The following is a 429-nucleotide window of genomic DNA, read 5'->3' on the forward strand; positions in this document are numbered from 1 at the left end:
GCGTTGGCGTCTTCCCCGTGGAGATGCGTGATGACCCCTGCTCCCCGAGTGTCGGACGTGCCTGGGCCCCCTCCTGGGAGGGTGGGCCCGTGGCGTCGCGCCGCCGTTCGCGGGGCTGGCACCTCTGTGCCCTCGTCAGGGGTCTTGGCGAGGACTTCCCCCGTAGGATCGTCCCGCCGAGGCGGGGCCATCGAGGCTGAACATGTCAGTGATTGACCTCGTCTACCCCGCGCGAGGCGGTGGGGTTCCGTTGGACCATGGGTATGCGTTGTTATCGGCGCTGTCGCACCGGCTGCCGGGGCTGCATGAGCGCCAGGACGTCGGCATCTTCAACCTGCGAGGGACTCGAGCGAGCGGGAAGAGTCTGCTCGTGGGGCATGGGACGTTGCGGGTGCGGTGTCCCGCGGAGACGCTGCCGGTGTGGCTGCC

The 429-nt window shown here is 69.5% G+C and carries 1 protein-coding gene; it reads left to right on the forward strand.

Going from position 1 to position 429, the window contains the following annotated elements:
* Nucleotides 1–202: 202 nt before the first annotated feature.
* A partial coding sequence (locus HUW62_RS47850) for a type I-MYXAN CRISPR-associated protein Cas6/Cmx6 (RefSeq protein WP_303626927.1) occupies nucleotides 203–429 on the forward strand: 227 nt, incomplete at its 3' end.

It is taken from the genome of Myxococcus sp. AM011 (genome assembly GCF_013372595.1).
In the GTDB taxonomy this organism is placed as follows: Bacteria; Myxococcota; Myxococcia; order Myxococcales; family Myxococcaceae; genus Myxococcus; species Myxococcus eversor.